This window comes from Pseudotabrizicola algicola (assembly GCF_010915705.1).
GTDB lineage: Bacteria > Pseudomonadota > Alphaproteobacteria > Rhodobacterales > Rhodobacteraceae > Pseudotabrizicola > Pseudotabrizicola algicola.
On record NZ_JAAIKE010000001.1, the window covers coordinates 714,948 to 733,909 of the forward strand.

General features: G+C 65.5%; 16 protein-coding genes. 12 read left to right on the forward strand and 4 right to left on the reverse strand.

The features are described from left to right. Positions 1-15 precede the first annotated feature (15 nt). The 9 genes from G3572_RS03440 (at position 16) to G3572_RS03480 (ending at position 11,010) form a co-directional block, all read left to right on the forward strand. Positions 16-681: a flagellar hook assembly protein FlgD gene (locus G3572_RS03440; RefSeq protein ID WP_164609255.1), complete on the forward strand. Its 666-nt coding sequence runs from the start codon at positions 16-18 to the stop codon at positions 679-681. Between the two features lie 26 nt (positions 682-707). Further along, positions 708-1,979, forward strand: coding sequence for a flagellar hook protein FlgE (locus tag G3572_RS03445; RefSeq protein ID WP_164609256.1), 1,272 nt, complete (start codon positions 708-710; stop codon positions 1,977-1,979). A 12-nt stretch (positions 1,980-1,991) separates the two neighbouring features. Then, positions 1,992-2,759 carry a flagellar basal body rod protein FlgF gene (locus tag G3572_RS03450; RefSeq protein WP_164609257.1) on the forward strand — a complete coding sequence of 256 codons (768 nt, stop codon included), beginning with the start codon at positions 1,992-1,994 and terminating at the stop codon, positions 2,757-2,759. 95 nt (positions 2,760-2,854) lie between these two features. After that, positions 2,855-3,643 carry a flagellar basal-body rod protein FlgG gene (gene flgG, locus G3572_RS03455; protein ID WP_164609258.1) on the forward strand — a complete coding sequence of 263 codons (789 nt, stop codon included), beginning with the start codon at positions 2,855-2,857 and terminating at the stop codon, positions 3,641-3,643. Positions 3,644-3,649: 6 nt separating this feature from the next. Beyond that, positions 3,650-4,303, forward strand: a complete 654-nt coding sequence (locus G3572_RS03460; protein ID WP_164609259.1) for a flagellar basal body L-ring protein FlgH — start codon at positions 3,650-3,652, stop codon at positions 4,301-4,303. Beyond that, the gene (locus tag G3572_RS03465; protein ID WP_164609260.1) at positions 4,300-5,421 is read left to right on the forward strand and encodes a flagellar basal body P-ring protein FlgI; all 1,122 of its coding nucleotides are present in this window, start codon (positions 4,300-4,302) and stop codon (positions 5,419-5,421) included. Before G3572_RS03460 ends, G3572_RS03465 begins: the two co-directional genes overlap by 4 nt. Before the next feature lie 8 nt (positions 5,422-5,429). Further along, positions 5,430-5,735, forward strand: a complete 306-nt coding sequence (locus G3572_RS03470; RefSeq protein WP_164609261.1) for a rod-binding protein — start codon at positions 5,430-5,432, stop codon at positions 5,733-5,735. Beyond that, complete coding sequence (locus G3572_RS03475; protein WP_164609262.1) at positions 5,732-9,754, forward strand: FlgK family flagellar hook-associated protein; 4,023 nt, start codon at positions 5,732-5,734, stop codon at positions 9,752-9,754. The genes G3572_RS03470 and G3572_RS03475 overlap by 4 nt, the downstream gene beginning before the upstream one ends. A gap of 11 nt (positions 9,755-9,765) precedes the next feature. Beyond that, entirely contained in the window at positions 9,766-11,010 is a 1,245-nt protein-coding gene (locus G3572_RS03480; protein ID WP_164609263.1) for a flagellin N-terminal helical domain-containing protein, read from the forward strand. Here G3572_RS03480 and G3572_RS03485 read toward each other — a convergent pair. Then, complete coding sequence (locus tag G3572_RS03485; RefSeq protein WP_164609264.1) at positions 10,994-11,746, reverse strand: lytic transglycosylase domain-containing protein; 753 nt, start codon at positions 11,744-11,746, stop codon at positions 10,994-10,996. The genes G3572_RS03480 and G3572_RS03485 overlap by 17 nt on opposite strands. 289 nt (positions 11,747-12,035) lie before the next feature. Here G3572_RS03485 and G3572_RS03490 point away from each other — a divergent pair, with 289 nt between their 5' ends. Then, a complete protein-coding gene (locus tag G3572_RS03490) occupies positions 12,036-13,280 on the forward strand; it encodes a hypothetical protein (RefSeq protein WP_164609265.1) in 1,245 nt (414 codons plus the stop codon). Between the two features lie 92 nt (positions 13,281-13,372). On the opposite strand, the gene G3572_RS03495 is transcribed toward G3572_RS03490, so the two are convergent. From G3572_RS03495 to G3572_RS03505, 3 genes are read right to left on the reverse strand one after another with little or no spacing between them, the layout of a single operon-like run. After that, positions 13,373-14,086, reverse strand: a complete 714-nt coding sequence (locus G3572_RS03495; RefSeq protein WP_164609266.1) for a sigma-70 family RNA polymerase sigma factor — start codon at positions 14,084-14,086, stop codon at positions 13,373-13,375. Beyond that, positions 14,064-14,957 (reverse strand): hypothetical protein, encoded by an 894-nt coding sequence (locus G3572_RS03500; RefSeq protein WP_164609267.1) that lies wholly within the window; start codon positions 14,955-14,957, stop codon positions 14,064-14,066. Before G3572_RS03500 ends, G3572_RS03495 begins: the two co-directional genes overlap by 23 nt. A gap of 3 nt (positions 14,958-14,960) precedes the next feature. Next, positions 14,961-17,108 (reverse strand): flagellar biosynthesis protein FlhA, encoded by a 2,148-nt coding sequence (locus G3572_RS03505; RefSeq protein WP_164609268.1) that lies wholly within the window; start codon positions 17,106-17,108, stop codon positions 14,961-14,963. A gap of 195 nt (positions 17,109-17,303) precedes the next feature. Between G3572_RS03505 and G3572_RS03510 the strand changes: the two genes are divergently transcribed. Then, positions 17,304-17,840: an LPP20 family lipoprotein gene (locus G3572_RS03510; protein ID WP_164609269.1), complete on the forward strand. Its 537-nt coding sequence runs from the start codon at positions 17,304-17,306 to the stop codon at positions 17,838-17,840. A gap of 2 nt (positions 17,841-17,842) precedes the next feature. Then, positions 17,843-18,952: a flagellar assembly protein T N-terminal domain-containing protein gene (locus G3572_RS03515; protein ID WP_164609270.1), complete on the forward strand. Its 1,110-nt coding sequence runs from the start codon at positions 17,843-17,845 to the stop codon at positions 18,950-18,952. Positions 18,953-18,962: the final 10 nt, after the last annotated feature.

Genomic DNA, 18,962 nt, shown 5'->3' on the forward strand with positions numbered 1-18,962 from the left:
CCACAAGAGGATGACATGACGTCACTTGCACCGATCACCGCCAGCGGCCCGAGCCGAGATACACCGACCCCCACGGGCAACAGGCCACTGGGGCAGCAGGATTTTCTGACGTTGCTGACAGCGCAGATGAAGAACCAAGACCCCCTCAACCCGATGGATAACGCCCAGTTCATGGGCCAGATGGCGCAGTTTTCCACCGTGGCGGGGATCGAGCGGGTGAACGATACGCTTATGGGCTTCGGCTCTGTCATGCGTGACATGCGCCTGTCTGCTGCGTCCAATATGCTCGGCCAGTCGGTTCTGGTCCCCGGCACGGTCGCGCAGCCGGACAAAGACGGCGCGATCCGCGGTGCGGTAGAGGTGCAGGCGCCAGTCCAGTCGATGGTCATCAGCTATTCGGATGCCCGCAGCGGCACCTTGCTGCATACCCAGACGCTTGGCCCGCAAGCGGCCGGGCGGGCGGCGTTCGAATGGACAGACCTGCCACCGAACCTTGCCGCAACGCGCAGTCCCGTGCGCATCACGATTGATGCGATGCAGAATGGCGAGCAGGTTCCACTTGATCCGCAGGTCTATGCGCGGGTGCTTTCGGCCAGTGCCGGCACCGGCGGGGACGACATCACCTTACAGGTTGAAGGCTTCGGAGCCATCAACATGCTCGAAATCGACGCTTTCCGGTAATTCCAAACGGCGCAAAGGAAACCATCATGTCTATGAACACCGCCCTGTCCGGGCTGACCGCCGCACAATCCGACATCGCCGCGACCTCGCATAACATCGCCAACGTCGGCACCATCGGCTTTCGCGGCAGCCGCACCGAATTTGCCGATATCTACAACCAATCGCCGTTTTCGGTGTCGCGCACCACGGTCGGGTCCGGCACGCAGGTAACACGGGTCGCGCAGGACTTCTCGCAAGGCAGCATCGTGGGCACCGGCAACCGGCTTGATCTTGCGATCGAAGGCGCGGGCTTTTTTGCACTGCGCCCGACCAACATCACCCCGGGGGCGACGGCCGAGACGCTTTATTCGCGTGCGGGGGCTTTTGGCCTTTCGGCGGATGGCACCATCGTAAATGCATCGGGCCAGCAGCTTCTGGGCTGGCCTGTCGCGATGGATGGCCATACCCTGTCCGAGGCGCTTGGCACCGCGATGCCGCTCAAGATACCGCTTGCGATGGGGTTCCCCGCCGCCACTTCGCGGCTGTCGATGGAACTCTCCTTGCCGACAGACCCTGCCATGGCGGGCGCGCAAGAGGCCGTGCCGCCCTCTGCCCCCTTTGCAGCCAATGATCCGACCACCTGGGCGCATCGCACGAATGTGCCGATGTTCGATGCCGAAGGACGCTCGATCGAGGCAGAACTCTATCTGGTCCGCACCAGCAACCCCTCTGAAGCCTCGCCGAACACCAGCTATGAAGTCCATTTGGTCCGCGATGGCATACAGCTTGAACCCGGCGCAGCCCAGCAGGTGACCTTCGGTGCAGACGGTGCTCTGGTCGACGGCTCTGGCGCGCTTTCGTTCAGTGGCAGTGAGGGCACGGTGTCTCTGTCCTTGGCCGATAGCGTGCTGCGCGACCGCCCTTTCCAGACACGCTCCGCCTCTCATAACGGCCAGACCCAGACGCAGTTGACCACCTTGGACATCGATTCCAAGGGAACGGTCTGGGCGGTTTATGGATCGGAAGAGCGGGTCGCCCAAGGCAAGTTGCTGCTGGTCAACTTCTCCAACCCCGGCGGGCTGCGCGTGATGGGGGCCGCGGCCTTTGCCGCCACCACGGATTCCGGCCTGCCGATGGCCGGATCGCCGGGCGGCTCCGGATTCGGACTGCTCCGCTCGGGCGCGCTGGAAAAGGCCAATGTGGACCTGACCGAAGAACTGGTGAACCTGATCACGGCGCAGCGCAACTATCAGGCCAGTGCCAAGGCGATGGAGACCTCGTCCTCGATGATGCAGACCATCATGAACCTGCGCAGCTAAGCGGGGCGCCGAATGGACAGGATGATCCACACCGCGCTGAATTCGCTGGCAAACCTGCGCGATCAACGGGTCGTCTCGGCCCAGAACCTTGCCAATGTGGCGGTGCCGGGCTTTCGCCGCGACCTGACAAACGAAGGCTCGGCCAAATTCGTGACCGCTCTCGACAGTCTGAGCACACGCGCCCTGCAACTGGAGCGCGGCGCGCATGGGTTCTCGCGCGCAGCCGGTCCCTTGGACCGCACCGGCGATCCGATGGATCTGGCGATTGCCGACAGAGGATTTTTCTTTGTGCAACCGCCCGAAGGCGGCGAGGCCGCACTCTCGCGCCGGGGCGATCTGCAACTCGGTCCCGGCGGGGTGCTTCAGAACGGGGCGGGCGAGGCCATGCTGGGGGCAGATCTGCAACCCATCATCCTGCCGCCGTTTCGGGAGCTTGAGATAGACGACCTCGGCCAGATCGTCATCACCCCGCAGGACGGTGCTCCGGGCGAGCGGGCCTTGGTCGGCAGACTGGCGACGGTGGACCCGGCCGATGATCTGGACCTGCGCAAGACGCTCGACGGGCGTATCCGGATGGCCGATGGCAGCGCCCTGCCCCCGCCCGACCAACGCGCGCGGGTTTTGCAAGGCGTGCGCGAGGGCAGCAATGTGAATGCGACCGAAGAAATGATCGACAGCATCGAATTGCAGCGCACCTTCGAGCTGAACCTGCGGCTGATCCAGACAGCCCGCGAGGTCGACGAAGCGGGGGCCGCGCTCTTGCGTCCGCCGGGAAGCTGATACGGCGCGACTTGAGGGCGTGCCGGCCCTGATCTGGCACGGGGCTTGCATCTAAGCCGGTGAACCATGCGACACCCAGATGGCAAGGAGCCCCGATGTCAACGAATGCGATGCATGTGGCCCGCACCGGGCTTGATGCCCAACAGACCCGGATGCAGGTCATCGCCAACAATCTGGCGAACGTGAACACAACAGGGTTCAAGCGCGACCGCGCCAATTTTGAAACCCTGCTCTACCAGACCCACCGCGAAGCCGGGGCGCAGACATCGGACACCACGGCGCTGACCGGACCGATGGCGATTGGCACCGGTGTCCGGATTGTCGCGACCGAAAAGATCCACACCCAGGGCAGCCTGACCACCACGGGCAACTCCCTTGATCTGGCGATCAACGGCCAAGGCTTCTTTCAGGTGCTGATGCCCGACGGGCGCATGGGCTACAGCCGTGATGGCAGTCTGTCCCGCAACGCCGAAGGTCTGCTGACCACCGACAGTGGCTATGTGCTGCAACCCGAAATCACGGTGCCCGAAGGCACGCTCGGCATCACCATTTCGAGCGACGGGATCGTGACGGCCACGCTGCCCAACCAGGTGGAAGCCGAAGAGTTGGGCCAGATCACCCTTGCCGCCTTCCCCAACCCCCGCGGTCTGGCGCCAGTGGGCGAAAACCTTCTGGTCGAAAGCCCTGCCTCGGGCGCGGCGGTCATCGGCGCGCCGATGGAAAACGGCATCGGCAAGCTGGTTCAGGGCGCGCTGGAAGCCTCCAACGTGAACGTCGTGCAAGAGCTGGTCGACATGATCGAAACCCAGCGTGCCTATGAAATCAGTTCCAAATCCATCTCGGCTTCGGACGAGATGCTCCGCTTCCTCACCAACAAGATTTGATCCGCCATGACCCATGTCCTTCGTCTCGCCCTGCTTTTGCCGCTGGCCGCCTGTTCCACCTATATCGAGGACACCGCCAGCCTCGACTACGCACCGATCCACACCGAGGCACAACCCTTTGCCCCGACGGTGACGGGCGGCATCTACCATCAAGGCGCACGCGGGCTTTTCGTGAACGACCGCCGCGCAACTGCGGTGGGCGATGTGCTGACCGTGGAGTTTTCCGAACGCTTCCAGGCAACAAAAACGCAATCGTCGAACGCCGCGAAATCGTCTTCGATGGAAATGGAACTGCCCGGACTTTTGGTAGGCGATTTTGACAACGCCAAACTGGGCGGGTCCACGCAGCAAAGCTTCTCGGGACGCGGCGGCGCGGCACAATCCAACTCTTTCACGGGGCGTCTGTCGGTTTCCGTCGTGCGGGTACTTCCGAACGGTCATCTGGAGATCATGGGCCAAAAGCGCCTGACGCTGAACAACGGCAACGAATATGTGCGCCTCACAGGAATCGTCCGGCCTGAAGATATCGGGCCGGACAACGTGGTTTCCTCCGACCGGGTGGCCCATGCCGACATCCGCTATACTGGCGCGGGGGGGACCGCCGACACCGCCCGCCGCGGCTGGCTGTCGCGCGCAGTAGATGTGGTCAATCCACTATGATCGCGCGCCTTGCCATGCTGGCCTTGGCCCTGTCGATGTGGTCGACCGAGGTGGCAGCGGACCGGCTCAAGGACCTTGTGTCCTTTGGCGGGGTGCGCTCGAACCAGCTTGTGGGCTACGGGGTGGTCGTAGGCCTTTCCGGCACGGGGGACGGCAATTCGGGGCTGACCCTGCAATCGCTGGAATCGCTGATTTCGCGCCTTGGCCTGCAAGTGAGCGCGCGCGATCTGAACGCCAAGAACGCCGCTGCCGTGATGGTGACGGCTGAACTCGGGCCATTCCTGAAGATCGGCCAGCGGGTCGACGTCACCGTGTCAACCGTCGGTCAGGCAAAATCGCTCAAGGGCGGCACGCTGCTGATGACGCCGCTGATGGGCGCCGATGGCGAAATCTATGCGATTGCGCAGGGCAATCTGGTGGTGGGCGGTCTTGGGGTAGAAGGCAAGGACGGCTCTTCCCTTACGGTCAACATCCCTACCGTCGGGCGCGTTCCGGATGGGGCCACAGTCGAACGCATGGTGGAAAGCCCGTTCCTGAGTGGCGATTTTCTGGTGCTCAACCTCAACCGCCCCGATTTTTCCACCGCCGCCGCCGTCTCCAAGGCGATCAACGCGCAGTTCGGCAACGGAACGGCCATTGCCGTTGACGGCAGTTCCATAAGCGTTCACGCGCCTGCCGATCCGGGACAGCGGGTTGCCTTTGCGGGGCTGCTCGAAAACCTCGATGTCACGCCCGATGCCCCGCGCGCCAAGATCGTCGTGAATTCACGCACGGGAACGGTGGTGATCGGAGGCGACGTGCGCGTCACCCCTGCGGCTGTCACGCATGGTTCCTTGACCGTGCGGGTCAGCGAGGACATCAAGATCGACCGCGGAACCACCGTAGTGACCGGCGATGGCGGCACCGTCGTGGGCCCCGGCGAGCCGGTCGCCACACCTGACTCGCGCATCGATGCCAACCAGGAGCCCGCGCGGGCCTTTGTCTTCGATCCGGGTGTTTCCCTGTCCAGCCTCGTCGATGCCATCAATGCGGTTGGTGCCAGCCCTTCTGACCTTGTGGCCATCCTCGAGGCCCTGCGCGAGGCAGGAGCCTTGCGGGCCGAACTTGTCGTGATCTGAGGGTAGAAATGAACCTGTCCCTGCCAAACCTGTCAGCCCCCCTGCCCGTCAAGGCAGCGCCCAGCGAGCAAGACGCGACGCGCACCGAGGACATCCGTCACGCTGCCGAAGGGTTTGAATCGCTGTTTATCGCTACGCTGCTCAAAGGCGCGCGGGCAGGATTGCCGGGGGATGATCTTACGGGTGGTTCAGCCGTGGATTCGGCAACGCAGATGCTTGACGCGCATCTGGCGCAGGTCATGGGCAGCCGCGCCGGTTTCGGTATCGCCGAGGCGGTTGCGCGGCAATTCGGCGGTGATGGGGCCAAGACGTGACCAACATTCTGGACATCAGCCGCAGCGGGCTTTTGGCCTATCGCACCGCGCTCGCGGTGACAGCCGAGAATATTGCCAATGTCGGCACTGATGGCTATCGGCGGCGCGATGTATCAACCGTTACGGCGGGCGGGGGACAAAGCACCGCAACAACCCTGGCCACGGGCGGACAGGGCGTCTCGGTGGCCGATGTGCGCCGCGCCTTTGATGATCTTGCCGCCGAGCGTGCGCGCAGCGCCGCAGGGGCCGAGGCTGCGGCCAGCTCGCATCTGGCCGGGGCGCGCGCCATCGAAACGCTGATGATCCCCGGTGATGACGGCATCGACGGAACCCTGCGCAACTTCTTCGACGCGATTTCCCGCTTTGCCGATAATCCCACAGATCATGTCACACGGTCCTTGACTCTGGGCGCCGGAAAGGCAGCCGCAGAGGCGATATCACATCTGGCCGATGGTCTGGCCGGCGTGCGCTCCGACCTCGTGAAAGAGGCGGCGCGGGCGGCGCAAACCGCGCAGACGCTGCTCGAAGACCTTGCCGATGTCTCGCGCCGCATGGGCGCGCCGGCAGCCCCGAACAGCACAGCAATGGCGGCGATGCATCCGCTCGCAGACCGCCGCGACGCGATCTTGGGCGAACTGGCGCAACTCTTGCCGATTTCAGTCACGCTGGACGGTCAGCGGCCTGTGGTGCGTTTTGGCTCCGAGGCGGGCCCCCTGCTGCTGGAAGGCGTGCGCAGCGCGAAACTTTCGGTCAGCGCCTCCGATCAGCTCTCGTTGCGCATCGTGGCTGCGGATGGTGCCTCGCGCGAGACGCGCAGCATCGGCCAGGGCCAGATCGGCGGCCTGTCCCGCGCCTTGGGCGCGCTCGACATGACCACGGCAGAGCTGGATGCCTTCGCCCGCACCCTTTCGAACGGCATGAACCAGTTGCACCGGAGCGGTATGGATCTGCTCGGTCGGCCGGGAGGCGATCTGTTTCGCAGTGACGGCTGGACCGCTCAGGCAGCCACGGCAAACGCCGGAACGGTGCAGATCAATCTGGGCACCACCTCCGCCGAAACGGCGGGCACAGCCTATGATCTGATGTTCGACGCACCGGCCGGCCTTTGGCGCGCGCGCGGGCCTGACGGGGTCGAGCTCGCCGCTGGCGCGGACAAGCTGGTTTTGCCCGGCGTCGTGGTTGAAATCGCAGGCCGCGCCGCGCATGGGGACAGGATCGCGATTGTGCCGACCAACGGCCGCGCTGCCGATCTGCGTCTTGCAACCACCGACCCTACGCGGCTCGCCGCCGCTTCGGCCTTTGCTGCCACCGCATCGCCCGCCAATGCTGGCACCGCCGGGCTGACAGCGGTGCAAATCACGCCGCCCGCCTCGGCTCTGCCAAACCTGAACTTCGGTGCAGAGGGTGAGGCGGTCTACCTGTCCGCAGGTGCGGTCGGGCTGATTGCCGCGGGCAGTTCCGAGGTGACTCTGGCAAGCCTCGGGCGCAGCGCCAGCACGCTACTTGCCCCCTTGGCGGGCGCAGAAAGGCTTGAACTGGCCTTTGGAGCCGGTCGTGATGGTTTTGATCTGACGGGACTATCTGGCGCGGCGGCCCAAGCCGCTGCCCTCAACACGGGCCAGATAACCTCGGACACGGGCAAAAGCCTGTCGGCGCTGGGCCTCGTCGCTTCGGCGGATGCGGCAGGAGCGCTGATCTTGTCGCGCCCCGGTGCCGGCGCCGCCGTTCCCGCCACCCTTTCCGGCGCGGCGGGCACGGTCATCGGCCTCGAGACTCCAGCCGAGGCGGCAGGCGCCGGACTTCAGGTGATTACGCGCAACGGTCGCCATATTGCCGGAACGCCGCTCACCGCCAGCGAGATCACCGCTCTGATGACGTCGGAAAACGGGTTCTTGCCAGGGGCGGTCTATGATCCGTCTCCGCTGATGCCGCAGACGGGGGCGGGCTATCGCGGGACGGGGCTTGACCGCGTCGATGTGCCGGGGGTGCAGGGCGTTACGGTGCAGACAACGGCGCTGGTGACGGCCAGCGCCTCGCCCATTCCCTCATCGCCGCCGCGCCAACTGATCTTGTCCGATGCCTCTGGCGCAAGCACCTCTGTTGAGCTTCCGGCGGGGGCGAGTGCCGCGCTGGTGGCGTCGCGCCTCAACGGTGCCCTGCCCGGATTTGCCGCCAAGGCCTCGACAGCGGTCGAACTTTCCGGCTTTGCCCCGGGCACGGTAACTTTTGCGCTGGCAGGGGCCAACGGCTCCCCCCTGCATGTCTCGGCCACGCTGTCGACGGGCGATGCCTCCCCCTTGGCGCTGGCGATCAACGCGCTGAGCGGCGCAAGCGGCGTGCGCGCCGAGATGTCGCCCGATGGCGCGCGCCTGTTGCTGGTGCAGGCAGACGGCCATGACATCACACTGTCGGGGCTTGGCTCGGGCGTATCGAACGGTTTGCAAGTGACCCCCACCAGCCCCGGCGGCCTCCCGCGCGGCCCGGCCACGGTCTGGACACCGGGCCAGATCGTCAAGCTGGGCGGCGAGGTGGCGGTTACTGCTGTGCAGGGCTTTACCCTGACCGAAGGCAGCAGCGCCTTGCTCTCGGCAACGCAAACCAGCAGCGCGGTCACGCTTCAGACCTCCGCTGCCGGAGCACGGGCGGCCCTGACCTTCCGCGATGTTCCGGCAGGCGCGGAAGGCGGGCTGTTGCATGTCTTGACGGTCGCAGGCCAGCGCTATGAAACCGCCCTGCCCCCGGGAACGACAGGCGCCGATGCGTCACGCGCGGTTGCGCGTGTCCTGCGCCAAGGCGCGCCCGATGCGGTGCTGACAGGCCAGCCGCTTGCCGCCCTGCCCCCGAATGGCAGCGCCCTTTCGGTCACGGTCGAAGGCGCGGTGTTCTCCCTGCGTATCGAGGATGGGCAACCAGTTCTCTCGGGTCCGGAAGAAGGTCGCGTGACGGCGCATTTCGATGCGCAGAACCGATTGGTGATCGCCGCTGCCAATATCAGCGACGGCAAGGGGATTGCAGTCTCGCCAGCCCCCGCCTTCGGCTTTGCGGCAGCGGGCGGCACGCTCACGTTGTCAGGGCAGCCGCCGGATCCTGCCCGCCTGCCCGCGACGCTTTCTCTGCGTCTGGAGGGCGAGACTTACGCCATCACCCTCGGCCAAGGCGGCGCGCTGGACCTTCCGGCAGGCTTTCCGGGCGAGGCAAGCCGTGACCCGCTGACGGGCGCGCTGCGTCTGACGCTTCCGGCCCCCGCCGTCGGGCTTGCCGTTTCGGCCCAGTCCGCCACGGGTTTTGGCGGGCCGGGGATAGCCGTGCGGCTTGATGGCGGCAGTCTGGCTCTGGCGGGAGATGGCCCGCCGCTTGATGTCGAAAGCAGCCTGCACGGCAGCCTTGGCCAATCCCTTCGGCTCACCAACCTGCCGCCCGAGGATCTGGTGGTCGCGGTGACGGGCAACGGCTTGCTGCGTCTGTCAGGATCGGTGACGCCGCCCGTTGCGGCCACCGCCCCGCAGGGGCCAGGCGCCCTGACGCTGGAAATCGTCGATGCCGCCTCTGGACGGGTCGCGCTGAGCGATGCCATCACCGGGCATAGGGTCGCGGAAGGCACGCTCGATGCAGGGGGCCGTGTCACGCTGGCGGGACTGTCCTTGCAACTGCGCGGCAATCCCGCCTCGGGCGACCGCTTCGGCATCGTTCCGGCACGGGCGGGGTCTGCGAATGCCGACATTGCCCTGTCGTTGGCCGCCTTGCGAAATGCCGATCCCGCGACGGGTAGTCCGGGCCTGACCGATCGGCTGAACCGTCTGCAAGGCGATACAGGTCTGCGTGCCGCAGGTGCAGCCCGTGCGCAAGCGACCGCCCGCGCCGCCGCCGAAGCGTCAGAGCGCGAACAGGCGGCGATCGGCGCGGTGGATCTCGATACCGAGGCGGCGCGGCTTTTGGAATTACAACAGGCCTATCAGGCCTCGGCGCAGGCGGCCGGAGTTGCCCGCGCGCTATTTGACACGCTGATCAAGATGTTCTGACCGGAGGCCATATGACTGTCGGAGACGCCCTGTTTGCCCGCCTAGCCATTCGTGGCTTTAGCCATCTGAGCGCCGAAATCGGGGCCACACAATCCCGCATTTCCGCCGGAACCAACGATCCGCGCCCGTCAAGCGATCCGGCGCGTGCGATGGAACTCTCGGCGCTGCGCGATTTACGCGCGCGTCTGGACACGCGGGACGGGCTGGCGCAGCGTGCCGCCGACCGTCTGGCCCTGACCGACGAGGCGCTTGCGGGCCTGTCCGACACCATGCGGCAGTTGAAGGAGATCACCCTTCGCGCCGCCAATGACACCTTGCCGAGCGACGCCTTTGCCGCGCTGCGGGCCGAGGCGGTCACGCTGCGTGACTCGGCCTTTGCCATCGCCAATGCCACAGACTCGATGGGCCGCCCGCTTTTCGCGGGCACGGGCAGCGCACCCGCCTTTGAACAGACCAGCGGAGGCATTGTCTATCGTGGCGATGACGGCACATCGGTCGCACAGATCGGTGATCGCCAGCGCGTCGCAACGGGGCTGTCAGGCCGTCAGGTTTTTGACGAAGGTCCGAGCGGGATTTTCGCGGCGCTGGATGACACCATAGCCGCCCTGTCCGAACCGATGCTTTCCGCCCGCGCAGCGGTGACAGCGACCGGAGAAGCACGGATGGAGCTTGTGCGCAGCCGCAGCCCGCAAGAGATCGAGATCACCTTGACGGGTCCTTCGGGCGCGGCACGGCTGACGCTTGACCTACGCCTTGATGCCCCGCAGGCACCCGTTGACGCAATCAACGCCGCCTTTGCCGCCACAGGCGTTTCCGCCGCTTTGGACAGCGACGGCAAGGGCATCAGGCTCTCGGCAACAGGTGCATTCACCATTTCGGACCAGTCGGGCGGCTCCGCGCAGCGTCCGGTCCTGACGCTGGGTGCGGTCGACAGCGCTGGCGTGCCCAGCGGCCCGTTCACAGGGCTGCGCCCCGAACAGATGCGCATCAACACGCTTGTCGGGCGCGCCGGATCGGCGCTCGATCATCTGGCGACGATGCGGGCAACGGCGGGTAGTCTGGCCGAAGCGGTCGACAAATCCGCGCAGGCCATTGCATCGCAGCGCCTGAGCGTCAATCAGGCGGTGGCAGGGCTCAATGATCTGGATGTCGCGGCCACCGTGACGCGGCTGCAATCGCTGCTGATGACAGAGCAGGCGGCACAACAGGCCTTCGTCAAGATTTCGGGGCAATCGCTGTTCAATTACCTACGCTGACGAGCGAACGCCCCGGCGACATGGACAGCATTCCCCGGCCCTCGGCCTTGGCCAACATGCCGGCCCCCGAGGCCACGACCAGAGGCCGCCCCGACAACGCAAGCAAGCCGCGCGTTACAGGAGCAGCGGTCACCGCCAAGGGCGCAAACCCTGCCGCATCGGGTTCGGGCAACCGGGCAAAGGTCGCGGCCCCCCCCTGATCTTCGGCAATAATCTTGTCGAGCGCTTTGCGGACCTTTTTGGTATAGGCTGCGCTTCGCTCCGGCTGGGTGGAATGATAGGCGCCGATCGCCGCGTCCCAGCTGCCGTGCTGTTCCTTGAGCGTCAGAAGGAAATGCGCGGCGTAGCGTGTGTTAGCCAGTGGGTCCATCATCTGTGCGGCACTGTCAAACTGGTCGGAATGCCAACGCCAGTTGAGCTGCATGCATCCCAGATCCACGTTCTGCACACCGCTTGCCAGAATCTCGGCCAGCCGCGCCAGGGCGGCATCCTTCGAGGGGTGAAACGAGCCATCGCCGCCTTGGTTCAGTGTCCAGGGCCACGCCCTCCCCTTGTAGCCCGATTCAATTCGGGCAATTGCGGGCAAAAGCCCTTCAGGCAACCCGGACTCTCGCCCGGCTTCGGCGGCGAGCGCCTCGCAATCGGGCATGCGCACCTGTGCCTGCACCGCAGCGCAAGGCGCAAAACCGGAACAGACCAAGACCATCAAACGGCAAAGAGCACGAAATTTGCGCATGCAGACCCAGTGCAAATCCTGTGCCGCACGACTGGGCCCATCCCTTTGGCGCGGGATCATCCTTTCGGCCTGGCCACCATCCGTCTGGCGACTGGCCTTAACCGATCCGCCATGAGACAAAATTCGGAAGGGTTTCGCTCTTTCGATGGCGCTTCAGCCGTGGTCGGCTGACCAGAGAACCGTGGGTTCCCCTCGGGCTGGCCAGCGTGATTTCGGGGACTGGTTCCGGTGGGAGCGCAGAACCGAGGCCCGAGCCTATGTCCCGCCGCCCCTGATCTATGAGTTTTTCATGTCCCAGATTTCGCGTAAACCGGAACTCCTCGATCTACTTGCCCTGAACATCGGTCACGCTTGCGAAGCGGCGCGCGCGGTGTCGGGCGCGGATGGATGCCGATTGCGCCTTGGCGAGGCGCTGGATTGGATGCGCCCGCGCCTTGCAGGGGCAGGTGTGGTGCTGTGCACCGAAAAACACATCCCCGAGGATGCAGGCGCGAGCCGCGAGACACCGATCCACAACCTGCCGATGCCGCCGGGATCGCCGACCGATCTTGTCTGCATGGGGATCGACCTGCGCGACAGCACGGGTAATTCCATCGGTCTGCTGGCGCTGCGCGGCGTTCCCGCCGCTTGGGCGACACGCGACCGGATCAAGGCGCTTGAAAGCCTTGCAAGTCTGCTCGCCAATGACATCGGAGCCCTGATCGGCGGGCCGTCGCTTCTGGCCGAGCCCGTTCTGCGGTTGGTCACCATGATCCGCGATCTGGACGATCACGCGGTCTCCCATGCATTGGGCGGGTTGCTGCGCGTGCTGGCTGGCAAGCAGCCCAGCAAGGTCGAGGCGATGGCGATGCGCATTTGCGGGCTTGCCGGATCTACCCATGCCTATCTGGAAAACCGCGAGATCGTGCTGAGTCCCGCAGCCGAAGAACTGCTTGACCGCGCTGGGATGGGCCGCACCTCCGAAGGGCTTGTCTTTACCCCGGTTGCGGCAAACGACGCGGTTGAATGCAGCCTGCCGGTGCCGCACGCGCTGGAAGCTTTCGCGCGGGTGCGCATCCTGAACAAAGATTTCGATGTGGCCGAGGCAGAGACATCGGGGCAATACTGGTACCGCGAAACCGAAGCGGAACAGACCGCATGGGCCCCGCTGGCCAACGGGGCCTCGGATGGATGGACGGCAATCGCCGCCGAAATCCTGACGGAATCGCGCGACGTGGCGGCGGAATATGCAAAAATGAACATCATTCGTCGCCGTGATCTGCCGACCGACGAGGTTGCCGAGGCCTATGAGCTGAACGGCATCGTGTGGTGGATGCGCCAAAGCGAAACCACGGTCGAGGCTCGTCTTGCCTCGGGCGAATGGCAAAGCTGCGGCGAGGTCAATGACGGCACAGTAAAGGCGTGCGCCTTGTCGGCCTTGCTCAAGATCGCGCCGCGCACTTTGGAGGACCAGACCGATCAGGTGCGCGACTGGGTGCGCCGGATGGCCCATTCCGTGCAAGTTCTGCCCTATATGGCCGTCGCCGCGGAATAGCCAAGACCCTTCCCCGCCCGTCCAAAGGACCGCCCCGCACTCCGGGGCGGTCCTTTTGCATGGGGCGGCCCTGTTGCGGGTGCCCTGGCCGGTCAGTCGTCATCATCGCCCGCAAGCGCCTTTCTCAGACGTTCGATGGCCGCCTTCTTGATCTGCGACACCCTGCCCGTAGTCACCTTGAGGATTTCGGCGATTTCATAGACGTTGAGTTCCTCGACATAGTAAAGTTGCAGCACCAGCGCCTCGCGCTCGGGCAGGTTGGCAACCCCGTTGCGCAACTGGCGCTTGAGCATCTCCTGCGCAAGATTGTCTTCGGCGCTGGGCGCGCGATCACGAAAGATCAGCGACTGGTCTGTATAGACCTCATCGAGCGATTTTTGCTGATGCACATCGAATTCCATCCGCCAATGAGCCAGTTCCTCGGCGGTCAGAGACAGGGCCTGCGCGATTTCATCCTCACGCGGGCGGCGCATCAGGCTTTGCTCCAGCCGGCTTTCCGCCGCACGGATCTTGGTCTGCATCTGCAGCGTTCCGCGCGCCTGCCCGGCAAGAGCGCGCAGATGGTCCATCAGCGCACCGCGAATGCGGATACCGGCATAAGCGGAAAACGGGGTGCCGGGCTGGGCGACATAGCGACGGGCGGCATCCATCAGGCCGATATAGGCCACTTGCAGCAGGTCTTCGATTTCCACCCGCTTGCCCACGCGGCCGTGGATATGCCACGCGATCCGGCGTGCAAGGTTCAGGTGAGACTCGACCAGATTGTTGGGCGACAGAGCCTGTTCACGATAGGCGCGCGGCAGCATCGGGCAACTCCTCTGAATTCAGGGCCGAACCAGGCCAGTCAGGCCGCTCGGATGCGGGGGTGTCGGTCACGGGGGCAGCAAGGGCGGTCAGCGCGTCGAGCAGACCGGCCCCCCCTGCCAGAAGCGAAAGCGGCAGGCCGTGGCGCAGTGCCGGGTCCAGATCATCTTCTGTCGGCGGGCAAAGATCGGTGCGGGTCATCACCACATGGCTGGCCAGCCCCGCGAAGGGGGCGCAAAGCCTGTCGATCTGCGCCGGATGAAGGCCCGTCGGCAGCACCAGCCAGAGGGCGGCATCGCTGCGCGCCGCGATCTCGCCGAGCCGCGCAGGATCGAGCGGCGGCATATCGGACAGATCGACGATCTGCGTGGTGTCCATCGCGGGAGACTCGAGAGGAAACGGCCCGTCTGGGGACCAGACCGGACGGTGCGGCACCAGACCCAGCAATCGCGCCTGTGCAGACAGCCGGCCCGGCGCGGTCAGAAGGTCGGGGCGTGGCGCGACCAGCACAGGACGGGCTGCCCCGGGGCTGCGCAGCGCCTCGGCTGCCAGCCGGAGCGCAAGGGTGCTGCGCCCGCCGCCGGGGGGGCCGGCCAGAACGACCCGGCCGGGAAGCTGCGGCGGCAACACGCCAGAATGCAGCGGTGCCCGCGCAAGCTGGCGCAAAAGCTGCCCCGCAAAACCGTTCGCTCGCGGCTCTGGCGGCTGGGGGGCCGAAGGAAGCGGCGCGGTGCCCCCCGCTGGCGCTGCGATGATTTCGACCTGCCCCATGTGCTGGCGGGTCGAGACGATGAGGGCGTCCGGCCCGAGGCAGCGCATCACCTCTTCGAGGGCGAGCGTGGAGTCGGCGGCGCGTATCGTTACCGTTCCCATTTGTCAGGCTCCCGACGCCGGAGGCGCGGCATTGGGCAGCGCGGCGGAAAGGCCGATGCTGTGCATCACCTCGACGCGCCGGGTTTCGGGGATGTCGGTCAGCCCAAGCACAAGCGCATCGGGCAGATGGGGACGCACGAAGGCCGCAAAAGCCCGGCGCAGCGCCGCTGTCACAACGATGATGAGGGTCTGACCCCGCGCCTGCGCCTCATCTTGCGCGTGGCCGATGTCGCGCAGCAAGGTGGCGGCAAAACCCGGATCAAGCGTCAGCCCGTCCTCGCCCTGCCTGCGCGTGCGCAGCAACAACTGCTCGAGGTCGGGCTTGAGCGTGACAAGATCGAGTTTGGTGCCGATAGGGACAAGCTGTTGAAGCAAAAGCGGGACCAGAGCCGGTCGCAGCGCTTCGGCCTGCACGGCGATGCTTGCGGTGGTTCCCGAGAACTGCGCCAGACCTTCAAGTATGCGGCGCAGATCCGACACTGGAACCCGATCCGCCAGCAATTGCCGCATGACCGCTGTCAACACATGCAGCGGGACCAGCTTTGGCACGACGGTTTGCACAAGCGTCGGGGCGACCTCGGTCAGCGCGTCGAGCAGGCTTTGCACATCGTCGGGGCCGAGCAGATCGCCCGCATGGCGCTGCAAAACCTGCCCGATATGGGTGGCGATGACCGCTTCGGGATCGACGACAGTGTAATCATCCGCCTCGGCCTCGGCCTGCTGGTGCGGCAATATCCAGACAGCATCCAGACCGAAGGACGGGTCCTTCACCTCGATGCCGGGCAGTTTGCGGGTGCTGGAATGGCCCGGGATTGCCAGCTTGCGCTCGGCGTGGATGTCATCCTCGGCCACGATGGTCTGACCGATCCGCAGACGATAGCTGTTGGGACCGAGCGACAGATCATCACGGATGCGCACACCCGGCACCACGATACCGAGAGAACGGGACAGCTCGCGCCGGATCGCGGTGATCCGCGCCACCAGATTGCCCCCCTCCCGGCCCGAGGCAAGCGGGATCAGCCCGTAGCCGATCTGCAAAGACAGCGGGGCCAGATCAGACACTTCCTCGACGGTGATCGGCGTCGGCGCGCTGTCAGCCGGACGGGCCGAAACATCGGCGGCATCGGTTGCAGCCATTCCTGCCGCCGGACGCGCCGCAGCAGCAACGCCTTGCAACGCGCCACGCCGCGCAAGATAGGCGGCAAGCCCGGCCAGCGCACCCGCCAGAAGAAAGATCAGGTTCGGCATTCCCGGCACCAGACCCAGCGTCAGCAGCACCGCTGCAGCCGGACCCCAAGCCTGTGCGATGTGCACCTGTTTGCCGATCAGCCCGCCCATATCGCTTGCGCCGGAACTGCGGGTGACAATGATCGCGGCGGCAAGCGACAGCAGCAGCCCAGGAACCTGTGCCACAAGACCGTCGCCCACAGAGAGGCGCACGTAAGTGTCGGCGGCCACCCCGAGGCTCAGGTTATGCTGGATGGTGCCGACGATAATCCCGCCCAGAACGTTGATGGCAAGGATCACGAGGCCCGCAACCGCATCGCCCTTGACGAACTTGGACGCCCCGTCCATCGCGCCGTAGAAATCGGCCTCTGCCGCCACCTCCTCGCGCCGTGCCTTCGCTTGATCGGGGGTCAGCAAACCTGCGTTCAGGTCGGCGTCGATCGCCATTTGCTTTCCGGGCATCGCATCCAGCGTGAACCGCGCCGACACTTCCGACACCCGCCCCGCACCTTTGGCGATCACCACCATGTTGATGATGACGAGGATCACAAAGACCAGCAGGCCGACAAAGAAGTTCCCCCCGACCACAAAGTTGGCGAAGGATTCGATCACGTGGCCAGCCGCGCCAGGCCCGGTATGCCCGTCGGCCAGCACAACGCGCGTCGACGCCACGTTGAGCGCCAGACGCAAGGTCGTGGCAATAAGCAGCAACGAGGGGAAGGACGAAAAGTCGAGCGGGCGCTGCGCATGGACAGCGACCATCAGGACCAGCAATGACAGCAGGATGTTGCCCACAAAGAAGATGTCGAGCAGCGCCGAGGGCAGAGGCACGATCATCATCGCCATGATGACGATGATGCCCAGAGGCAAAGCCAGATTGCCGGCCTGTGCGCGCATGGAGCCAAGGCTGAACGTGCTGTTCATTTTGCGCGCCCTTTTGCCGGGGCAGATGTCGTGAGGGTCATGTCTGGCCTTCATTCCTTGCGGTCACTCAGGCCGATGTCGTGCAAGTCCCGTGCCATGCGCACCGGACGGAAAGGGCCCAAAAGCCGTGGTCTTTGGCATGGGTATTGCAAGCGAAGCCGCAGTTTCATCCGCCCCCGCTGCACGGAGTTTCCAATGCGCCTTTCGCCCCGTTTTGCCCCACCGGCCGCCGCCCTTGCCTGCCTTTTGTTGACGGCGGGCTGCATGGGGTCTGGCCCCCGCGCGGTGGATGCGGTGCCTCTCGATGCCACCGACCGGACGTTGGCGCTTGCCCAGACAAAGGACATGCTGGACCATATGGACCGCGCCGCGCCGGTCCCGCAGGTCGAGCCAGTTGCCAGCGCTGCGCTGACGGGGCGCGGGTTTTCACAGGTGTCGGGTCAGCCGGGGGCCACGCTCAACGAACGCCGCCTGCTGGCAATGCGGGCGGCGCGGCTTGATGCCTTGCGCGATCTGACCGAACAGGTGCATGGCATCCGCATCAGCTCGGACAGCCTGCTGAGCGATGCGGTGCTGCGCAATGACCGTCTGTCGGCCCATGTCGAGGGCAGTCTGCGCGGCGCGCGCACGGTATCCATCGAACCAAAGGGCGATGATGGCTATTCGGTGGTGATGGAACTCGACCCCGATACAGTTGCCTACATCCTTCGCGCGGTGAGGGCAGGCGCATGACTATGCCAAACCGCAGAAGCGTGCTGTGCTTTGCCGGAGCCGCCTTGCTGTGCCCTGTTTTGCCCGGATCGGCGGCTTTCGCCAGATCGCAGCAATGGGTGGAAGTTTTGGGCAGCGCCTCGGTAAACGGGGCAAATGACCGCGACGCCGCCCGCAGGCGCGCCCTCGCCGATGCGCTGTTGTCGGCGGCGCTTGCCGGAGGCGCGCTGGTCAAGGGCCATTCGGTGATGTCCGGCACCCGGATGACCTCGGACCTGCTGATCGTGACGCCGACCGCCAGTGTTCTGGCGCATCAGGTTGTGGCCGAAGAGTTTGACGGACGGCTCTGGCGCATCCGCATTCGCGCCCAGATCGGACAACCCAGCATTTCGGCTTGTAGCGGGGACCGGCAGCTGTTTGTCACCATGTATCCGCCCCGTGCGCGCGTCAGCCCCGCAGCGCCCGCATGGGCGGCGGCACTGGCAAATGATCTGGGTTACCGGCTTGCCGAACTGGCTGAGGCGCATCCCGCCGTGGCGGGTCTGACCCGTTCCGACCGGCTTCCGAATGATGATCCGGCCCGTGACAAGGGCGATTACAGGGGGCTGACCGGCGGCAATGCCCGTATCAGGCCCGGTGGTCATGGCTTGTTCACCGACATCACCGTAGAGCCATCCGGCGGGCGGCTGAACCTGTCGCTGCGCCTGACCCTGAAGGGGCCTGCGGGAGAAAAGCTGGAAAAACTGCATGATGCCAGCGTCCGCCTGCCGCGGCCATCGCTGCTCGGCGCGGCGGCTGTCCTGGCGCAACCCGACCGTCAAGGTCTGGCCGATCAGTTGGCCGGAGGCGCACGACCGGCACTGTCCGATCTGCTGAAAGATGCGGGGTGCAGGCCGGTTCTGGCAAGGCTGGAACTTTCTGGCGGCCAGCTTGTCGTGCCGGTGGGCCGTGCGCATGGCGTCGCACGGTCCAGCCTCGCCTTCACCGCAGATGCAGAAGCCAGCACCGAAGTGCTGGAGGTGGTGCAACTTGCCGATCGCAGCACGGTTCTGATGCCGCTTGATCCGGCGCTTTCGCTCAAAAGGCTGGCGGGCCGGCCCGTGCGCTTTTTCGAAACTGCGGTCCGGCTGTGAGGGTGGCACG

Coding starts and splice junctions, on each gene's coding strand:
- G3572_RS03440 (WP_164609255.1), top strand. CDS start 16: ATGACGTCACTTGCACCGATCACCGCCAGCGGCCCGAGCCGAGATACA.
- G3572_RS03445 (WP_164609256.1), top strand. CDS start 708: ATGTCTATGAACACCGCCCTGTCCGGGCTGACCGCCGCACAATCCGAC.
- G3572_RS03450 (WP_164609257.1), top strand. CDS start 1,992: ATGGACAGGATGATCCACACCGCGCTGAATTCGCTGGCAAACCTGCGC.
- flgG (WP_164609258.1), top strand. CDS start 2,855: ATGTCAACGAATGCGATGCATGTGGCCCGCACCGGGCTTGATGCCCAA.
- G3572_RS03460 (WP_164609259.1), top strand. CDS start 3,650: ATGACCCATGTCCTTCGTCTCGCCCTGCTTTTGCCGCTGGCCGCCTGT.
- G3572_RS03465 (WP_164609260.1), top strand. CDS start 4,300: ATGATCGCGCGCCTTGCCATGCTGGCCTTGGCCCTGTCGATGTGGTCG.
- G3572_RS03470 (WP_164609261.1), top strand. CDS start 5,430: ATGAACCTGTCCCTGCCAAACCTGTCAGCCCCCCTGCCCGTCAAGGCA.
- G3572_RS03480 (WP_164609263.1), top strand. CDS start 9,766: ATGACTGTCGGAGACGCCCTGTTTGCCCGCCTAGCCATTCGTGGCTTT.
- G3572_RS03485 (WP_164609264.1), bottom strand. CDS start 11,746: ATGCGCAAATTTCGTGCTCTTTGCCGTTTGATGGTCTTGGTCTGTTCC.
- G3572_RS03490 (WP_164609265.1), top strand. CDS start 12,036: ATGTCCCAGATTTCGCGTAAACCGGAACTCCTCGATCTACTTGCCCTG.
- G3572_RS03495 (WP_164609266.1), bottom strand. CDS start 14,086: ATGCTGCCGCGCGCCTATCGTGAACAGGCTCTGTCGCCCAACAATCTG.
- G3572_RS03500 (WP_164609267.1), bottom strand. CDS start 14,957: ATGGGAACGGTAACGATACGCGCCGCCGACTCCACGCTCGCCCTCGAA.
- G3572_RS03505 (WP_164609268.1), bottom strand. CDS start 17,108: ATGAACAGCACGTTCAGCCTTGGCTCCATGCGCGCACAGGCCGGCAAT.
- G3572_RS03510 (WP_164609269.1), top strand. CDS start 17,304: ATGCGCCTTTCGCCCCGTTTTGCCCCACCGGCCGCCGCCCTTGCCTGC.
- G3572_RS03515 (WP_164609270.1), top strand. CDS start 17,843: ATGCCAAACCGCAGAAGCGTGCTGTGCTTTGCCGGAGCCGCCTTGCTG.